This is a genomic window from Sphingobacterium bovisgrunnientis (assembly GCF_009829085.1).
GTDB classification, from domain to species: domain Bacteria; phylum Bacteroidota; class Bacteroidia; order Sphingobacteriales; family Sphingobacteriaceae; genus Sphingobacterium; species Sphingobacterium bovisgrunnientis.
Genome location: NZ_WUQY01000020.1, coordinates 62329 through 69971 on the forward strand (window position 1 = coordinate 62329; position 7643 = coordinate 69971).

At 29.7% G+C, this 7643-nt stretch carries 8 protein-coding genes; 7 read left to right on the plus strand and 1 reads right to left on the minus strand.

Annotated features, from left to right (window positions below; translation table 11 throughout):
* Positions 1 to 398 precede the first annotated feature (398 nt).
* The 7 genes from GOQ16_RS10820 (at position 399) to GOQ16_RS10850 (ending at position 6307) form a co-directional block, all read left to right on the plus strand.
* Entirely contained in the window at positions 399 to 1583 is a 1185-nt protein-coding gene (locus tag GOQ16_RS10820) for an ABC-three component system protein (RefSeq protein ID WP_160069291.1), read from the plus strand.
* Positions 1556 to 2071 (plus strand): three component ABC system middle component, encoded by a 516-nt coding sequence (locus GOQ16_RS10825; RefSeq protein ID WP_160069292.1) that lies wholly within the window; start codon positions 1556 to 1558, stop codon positions 2069 to 2071. The genes GOQ16_RS10820 and GOQ16_RS10825 overlap by 28 nt, the downstream gene beginning before the upstream one ends.
* A complete protein-coding gene (locus GOQ16_RS10830) occupies positions 2061 to 4070 on the plus strand; it encodes a DUF3732 domain-containing protein (RefSeq protein ID WP_160069293.1) in 2010 nt (669 codons plus the stop codon). The genes GOQ16_RS10825 and GOQ16_RS10830 overlap by 11 nt, the downstream gene beginning before the upstream one ends.
* Before the next feature lie 249 nt (positions 4071 to 4319).
* Positions 4320 to 5126, plus strand: a complete 807-nt coding sequence (locus GOQ16_RS10835) for a site-specific integrase (RefSeq protein ID WP_160069294.1) — start codon at positions 4320 to 4322, stop codon at positions 5124 to 5126.
* A gap of 22 nt (positions 5127 to 5148) precedes the next feature.
* Entirely contained in the window at positions 5149 to 5550 is a 402-nt protein-coding gene (locus GOQ16_RS18140) for a site-specific integrase (RefSeq protein ID WP_369073899.1), read from the plus strand.
* Positions 5551 to 5657: 107 nt separating this feature from the next.
* Complete coding sequence (locus tag GOQ16_RS10845; RefSeq protein WP_160069295.1) at positions 5658 to 5966, plus strand: helix-turn-helix domain-containing protein; 309 nt, start codon at positions 5658 to 5660, stop codon at positions 5964 to 5966.
* A 53-nt stretch (positions 5967 to 6019) separates the two neighbouring features.
* The gene (locus tag GOQ16_RS10850; protein WP_160069296.1) at positions 6020 to 6307 is read left to right on the plus strand and encodes a hypothetical protein; all 288 of its coding nucleotides are present in this window, start codon (positions 6020 to 6022) and stop codon (positions 6305 to 6307) included.
* Between the two features lie 22 nt (positions 6308 to 6329).
* Here GOQ16_RS10850 and GOQ16_RS10855 read toward each other — a convergent pair.
* Positions 6330 to 7643: ISL3 family transposase (locus GOQ16_RS10855; protein WP_160069297.1), on the minus strand; the 1314-nt coding region annotated here is incomplete at its 5' end.

The following is a 7643-nucleotide window of genomic DNA, read 5'->3' on the forward strand; positions in this document are numbered from 1 at the left end:
TAGTGAAAACCGAGTTTTATGAAAACAAAAAATAGTATGGAAAAGATAATCTTCACAATCTTCAGCCTTATGTTTGCGTTATCTACAGTATATAGCCAAAAAGGAATAGACTCAATATTAAGAAGTTAATGTACGTATCTTTGTAGCCCCGAGCAGAATTATGATATTCATAATGAAATATAAGGTGTTATTACAAAATTGGAAATGTAAAAGCTTTAATAGATCATAAAATTTTAAGATTTCCAATCGAATATACACGCCTCCTTATTGATAAAAGGAAAATTTGTATGAGATAATGTATGAAGAATTCTTGTAATTTCTGAACCTCTGAAATCAATAGTTGATTTTTTTTTAATTATTAACTACCTTACCTTAACTATTAACCATCAAATCAATTAATGGCAAAAAAAGCAAGCAACACAACTGCGGATGGAAGTATATTGGGATATTTATTTCAGATAGAAAGAGCACTTTTGTGGCTCAGTGAATTAAGTAATGAATGTATTGTAGGGGTAGAAGTTGATGATGATATTTTAGTAAAACTAGAAAACGGAGAGTCTATTGATAAAATTTATGAACAATCCAAGCATAGTGTCTCCAAAGCTATCCCTTACTCAGATCATAGTATCGATTTATGGAAAACATTATATAATTGGATTAATTTAATTGAGGATAAAAAATGTGATATAGACAAGTCTATTTTTTCTATTCTATCAAATAAAAAAATTCCATCAAATCGTTTAATATCTAAAATAAGTAAAATTAATGATAAATCTTCGTCAAAAGAGATTGAAGATATAATAATAACACTTAAAGATATTGCAATAAAATTACCTGTAAAAAAACAGAAGTATGGGAATAAAATCTTGGATTGTAGCAATGACTTTTTGAAGCAATTCCTAATTCGAATCCAAATACTTGATAACAGTTATACGCATAGTTCTAATGAAATAAAAAAGCACATTAAAGCAAACCTCAGTGTATCAGAAGATATTCCATTTAACAAGATTTATCAGTCTTTATTTGGATTTGTACTTGATAACTTAATAGAATGCTGGAAAGAAAGAAAAGAGGGTCTAATTTCTGTAAATTCTTTTAATAAGCAATATAATATCCTTATTTATGAGTTTCTTGAAAAACCATTTTTTGAAAAAACAATAGACTCATTACCTATATCGGTTGAAGAGATTGAGGGAAATAGAGGGAAAAATTTTGTAAAACAATTAAGTCTTATTGATTGTGAGGATGATGAGATTATTGAAGCTATTAATGACTATGTAAGAGCAGCATCTGAAAGAAGTAGATGGGCTAGAGATGGTGAAATTTCAAAAGCAAACATTGAAGTTTATTTTCAAGATTTAAAAACTCACTGGGATTCAATTTCTCGACCAAAATTTAAATACTCAAGTGATTTCAAAAGAACTGGTTATGAAACTTTCTATGAAACAATATTATATAGAGGAAAAATATTAAATTTTGAACCAATACAAAGTTATACTAATAGAGGGTCCTATCACTATCTATGTGATTCATTAAAAATAGGTTGGCATCCCCTATGGAAAGATTTAACAAAAAAAAAATGATGAATGAATTTGATATTTTTCAAAATAAAATTTTAGCATCTTATGTTCTATGGGAATTTTGTAAAAACTATTCTCTACAAAAAAAGCAGCCCCCCTCTCTAAAATTAATAATGGTGGTTTTACCAATCTGTTTTAATAAGAGAATTGTAGATGGCATTAAAAGTAGAAATTTTAGAGAAGGAAGTCTTTATAGAGCACTTGATGAAAACAGGGATTTATTTATCGGTTTAGAGGATCGAATTGAATCTATGGGAAAACTAACTTTTGAAACTATTTACTTATGTAGTGTTTCTGGAATTTTGGATTTTGATAGAGATCGTCAGGAATTAAGGTTTGTACCTAAAGCAATTAAAGAAAGTGAATTTTCAAAATTGCGACAGTATCCTGATTTAGCAGATATATTCAATGCAGCGAAAAGAATAGGTACTTGGTTTGGAAAAATGAATAGTGTTGAAATAACAAGTTATTTAAAATTAGATGGAATTTAAAATTAAAACTCTCTTTTTAATCCCTAAGAATAAAGAAAAAGAGATTAGATATATACACTTTTCTCCAAATAAAGTGAATGTTATAACTGGTGGAAGTGAAAGGGGAAAATCTGCAATAATTTCTATAATCGATTATTGCTTAGGAAGTGGTGATTGCAGAATTCCTTCAAGATTAATTCGAAGACTTACAGAATGGTTCGGTTTACATATTACTCTTTCTAATGGTCATGAGATGATTTTGGCGAGAAAAGAGCCTTCAAATTTAGAGGCTTCCGGGGATATGTTTATGAGAGAAGGAACTTTTTTAGATATTCCAATTGAGATTAATTCAAATTGTAATATTAATGAAGTTAAGCATCGTTTAAATATTATTGCTAATTTATCTTATTTTTCTAATGAAGAAAATGAAAACCAAAAATCTGGGTTTGATTCAAGACCAAGCTTTAGAGATTATATGGCATTTCTATTTCAACCTCAATATATTATAGCCAATCAATCTACACTTTTTTACAAAACAGATGTAATGGCTCATCGTCAAAAGCTCATCAATATATTCAAATATATAATGAAAGTTGTTGATAATAATTATTTAGAAAATAAAGATGAGTTAAAGCAAATCGAAAGTAGACTTAGTGAGTTAGGTAGAGATATTGAAAGAAAGCAAGCTAGCTTAGCTAGATTTAGAGGAGAATTAAAAGGATATTATTTTCAATCTCGAGAATATGGCCTGTTAAATAATAAATACACAAATGATGAAAATTGGACTGATGAGGATTATTTACACTCATTAGAAGTCGCAATAAAAAATGTTGAATTACAAAATTTTACGACAATATCTACTGATGCAATTGATGCTACAAGTAAGAGATTATCTGAATTAGTCAGCGAAGAGATAACTATAGGAGCTGAACTTCATAATATTCGACATAGAAATGAATTAATTATCAAGCTAATTAATGGAAATGAAGACTACAGAAATGATTTATTATCACAGCATAATAGATTAAAGGGGGTTAGTTTATTTAATAAAATACTAAAAGGAAAAACCGAACAATGTCCTTTATGTGATTCTGTTAATGATAAAGCGAAATCATATGTTAAAGAATTAATAAGAACTAATAATCAAATTATTTCTAAGGGTACTCAACTAAATGATAATTTAACAGTACTAAAGGCTGAATCTAGAAAACTCGATAAAGAAATTAGAGCCAAAGTTCTCAAATTAAATGAACTACGTAAGGAAGCTGATATTATAAAGACTAAAAACTCTAATGATAGTAAAGAAATTGACCTAGTAAATTCTATCTACAAATTTGCAGGTAAACTTGAGGGTGAACTCAATAACTTTTCTTACTATCTAAAAGATAAATCTAGTGAAAAGGAATTATTGAAACTCGAAAGTAGAAAAAAGGAAATATTGAATTCAATTGATGAAAGTCTTATAAATGATAAATTTGAATATGCCAAACGTCAATTGTCTAACATAATTTCTCACTATGCAAAAATATTCAAAGCAGAAAATTCTGAAGAGATAATCAGTTTTAATGAAAAAGATTTAACTCTACGTTTTCTTTCTTCAACAGGACGCAAAGATTCATTATTTGAAATTGGTTCAGGTTCAAATTACATGGCTTACCACCTTTCAACTCTCTTAGCATTCCATGAGTTTTTTCTTTCTAAAATTGATCATCCATGTCCTAATTTTATAATTTTTGACCAGCCAACACAAGTCTACTTTCCAGAGTCTGATTTAGAAATTTCAGATGTAAATGAGGATAAAATAAGAGTAAGAAGAATTTTCGAAGTTTTAGATGAAGCAATTATTAGAACAAAAGGTAACCTTCAAATAATAGTTCTTGAACATGTTGGAGAATATGCCTGGAAAGATTTTGAAAATATCGTACGATTGAAGAGATGGAGAGATGATGAAATTAATATCGATGATAGAGCTCTTATTCCATTCTCTTGGATTGAAAATAATCAAATAGAAGACATATAATATTTTATTATAAATAAACAAAACTAAAAGGTGTTAACAAATTAACACCTTTTCTACATCAATTACTTCCTCTCCAATTTAACTTATAAAATAAATACAATTTTATATAAATAACTGTTATTTATATAAGACTGTTTTCACTTTTTTCATTGAAATCTCATACAAGGTTATTACAATTGTAACATATTGATAAACAAATAAATATATAATTATTTGTTATAAAATATATAACAATTTAATAACTAAAAAATGGCAAAAGTAACACCAAAACTAGAGCAGAGAAAAGACCCTAAAACAGGGCAACTTCGAATGATTGATGTAGTAATATTACTAGATGTAGTATTCAACGGAAAGAGATTATGGATTCAAACAGGAATCAAAACAAACAGAAATCTCTGGGACGCTAAAAATCATCGCATCAAATCTTCAGTAACAAATAGTATTGAATTAAATGCTATACTTCAAAGCAAAATTCAGGAAGTAGAAAAGATTATTCTTGATGCTCAACTTAATGGAATCGAATTATCTGTTGCACACATTAGAAACTCATTAAACAAAATCAAAACAAGTAGTAACAAAACGTTTTGGGAATACTATGATGAGTATTTAAAAAATGTTGAAATGAAATGCGCTTTAAATACAGTTAAAAAACATAAGACTTCTATCGATCTCCTAAAAGATTATTCAAAATTTTCAGGGCTAAAATTTGCATTTGACGTAATCGACACAGATTTGTATCAAAAATATGTTGATTTTCTTTTGAATAAGAAGAATCATTCCAATGTGACTATAGCTAAATATACTCAAACACTTAAGCAATTTTTGAATTATTGTAGTGTTAGAGGATATAATAAGAATATGGTATATAAAACTTTCACTTTCTCTGCTAAAGAACCTGAGATTGTTGCACTTAAAAAAGAAGAGATACTAGCCCTAAAAGATTTAGACCTTTCTAATAACGTTACTTTAGATCAAATACGTGATTGTCTATTATTCTTATGCTATACAGGCTTAAGATATTCAGACGCTGCTAATCTTAAGAAAAACAGTTATTAATGGATTCCTAGAGTATGTTTCTATAAAGACTAAAAATCATGTTAGTTTACCTCTTATTCCTGCTGCATTAGATATAATAAATAAATATAATAATAGGGCTAATGAAAAACTTCTTCCATTTATTTCGAATCAAAAAATGAATTCACATTTAAAGGATTTAGGTCAATTGGCAGAGCTAAATAGAGATGTAATAAAAGTGAAGTATTATGGTTCTGAACGTAGAGAATTTCCTCGTAAACTACATGAAGTTTTAACTACACACATTGGAAGAAAATCCTTTATCTCTTATCTATTCAATCAAGGCATGGACTCCGAATTAATAAGGTCTTATAGTGGACATAGAAGTGTTAGTTCTTTTGCTAGATATAACAAAATAGAACCTAGCTACCAAAGAACTCAATTACTATCAAAATTCGATATATAAAAAAAATTTAAATATAATATTAACTAATAATTATAAATAATAATAATTAACACATTTTATTTCAAATAACAGTTGTAAAGTTTTTAAAATTCAAATCTATTTGTACAATGAAACAATCCTTAATCGTTAGCGAGGACTTCAAGGAAGTAACTCTAACAATCAAATTTCCCATCGACGAATTATTAGATAGATTTTCTCGTATGTTCTATCATAAACTCAATGAGTCAAACCATAAAATCATGGAGGTTATTCATGATTCAGATGAGACACTTTGTCGCTTAAAAGTGTGTGAATTATTAAATATTTCGTCTACAACACTTACGAAAAGGATTAAGGACGGTAGTATTCCCTATTCAAGAGTTGGCTCACGTTATGTATTCTCTAAAAAAGATGTATTAGCAGCAATTAAAAAATAAATCGTATGGATTATACAAATTTTTACATTAGGTGTTTCACGAATTTAGAATTCGTGAAACTTACCCTAAGATTAGGGCTAAACATCCCAATAGATAGGGAGAAAATTGTTTTTTACCATTATAATCTAAAATACACTTATTATCCAAACACAAATATTTTACGTGTTCACAATTCACTGCATAAGTATTTCAATTCATTTGGAGGAGATGGAAGTTGTAATAATATGAACGACTTCACTCTATCAGATGCAAGATGTGTTGCAGAAATTCTATCTATAGTCTATGTGGATAGAGATATAAATGATTTTAATGTATCAGCTGTGGGTATTTCGGAGGGATAGGTTCTTCGTCAATTTTGGTGAATCATGCTGATTTTGCAAGTATCATTTTCCTCAATAGCTGAAATCCTGCCCTTCCGTACATTTTTCTTTTTATATTTTTTATTCGATTCACTTGTCCTTCAACCTGGCCGTTACTTACTGTTGTTACTACTGCATTATTCACTGCTTCATAGTCCCTTAAAATATTTTTAGCAAAATTTTTAAGCCCGCACTCTGATGTTGATGCCTCCTGAATCCATTTTTGTAACATTCCGTCTTTCTTGATAAGAAACAATTGTTTAAAGTCCTTTATCAACTGCTCCATTTGTTTTATTTGAGGAAGCTTTTCAAATAATAATTCTAAAAATTCTTTATCATCTTCCTTAAGGTGTTTTGAATCCCTATAGAGCATTAAGGATAATTTGGTTGGCGACCAAGTTTTTGTTACCACTACCTGTGCCTCATATTTCATTCTACTGAGCCCAGGCATATTATAAACTTCATTCATCTTGTGACAAAACTGGGTATACTTACCATTGAATCCCATCTGAACAATAGTGTTATGCAGTTCTCGATATGTTTTTCCGTGGTTCTCTTCGCTCAAAAGATAATTAATGAAGGATTCCAGGTTGGTGGAGTTTCTGGATTGTCTTTTCTCAAGTTTTTCCATGGATACATACCTTGCGACTGTTTTTCGATCCAGCTTTGTAATTTTGGCAATTTGTCTCAGTGTAATACCATTGGCATATAGCTCTTTAACCTTGTCGAATAGATATTGTTTATGTGCACCAATGTTTGCTGTAGAAATCGTTGGTGCTACAACTTCTAAATTTGCTTCAACAGGTCCGGTAACTTCCGTTAATGTAGAATCATTCCTTTTGGGATCATTATAAAGCTTAAATATTTCCTTCAATTGTTTTGCTTGTGATTGGAAGACTTTTTTAGCTGCTTCCCCTAAGTTCATAATTAGGTGAAAGCGGTCGGCTACCTGAATGGCATCAGGGGCTCCTGTTTTTATACCCAAAGCATATGGACCATAGCGATCTCTGGATACTACTTTTATTTCTGGATGATTCTTCAGCCACTCTGCTAGCGTATCCGATTCACGATCCGGAAGTAAATCTATCACTTCTTTGCGTTCTAAATCCACAATAACAGTTCCGTAAGTACTTCCTTTTTTGAATGCCCAATCATCTACGCCAATTACCCCAGATGTCAAAGCTTTAGGTTCTACATCTACTCCTTGAATCACTCTTAACATAGTGGAGGAACTAACCGGCAGTCCAACATAGCGACTAATTGCTGAACCTCTATTTCCTCCCAATTCAAGTCCCATTTTAAAAAGAAGATCATTTGA

Coding starts and splice junctions, on each gene's coding strand:
- GOQ16_RS10820 (WP_160069291.1), top strand. CDS start 399: ATGGCAAAAAAAGCAAGCAACACAACTGCGGATGGAAGTATATTGGGA.
- GOQ16_RS10825 (WP_160069292.1), top strand. CDS start 1,556: ATGGAAAGATTTAACAAAAAAAAAATGATGAATGAATTTGATATTTTT.
- GOQ16_RS10830 (WP_160069293.1), top strand. CDS start 2,061: ATGGAATTTAAAATTAAAACTCTCTTTTTAATCCCTAAGAATAAAGAA.
- GOQ16_RS10835 (WP_160069294.1), top strand. CDS start 4,320: ATGGCAAAAGTAACACCAAAACTAGAGCAGAGAAAAGACCCTAAAACA.
- GOQ16_RS10845 (WP_160069295.1), top strand. CDS start 5,658: ATGAAACAATCCTTAATCGTTAGCGAGGACTTCAAGGAAGTAACTCTA.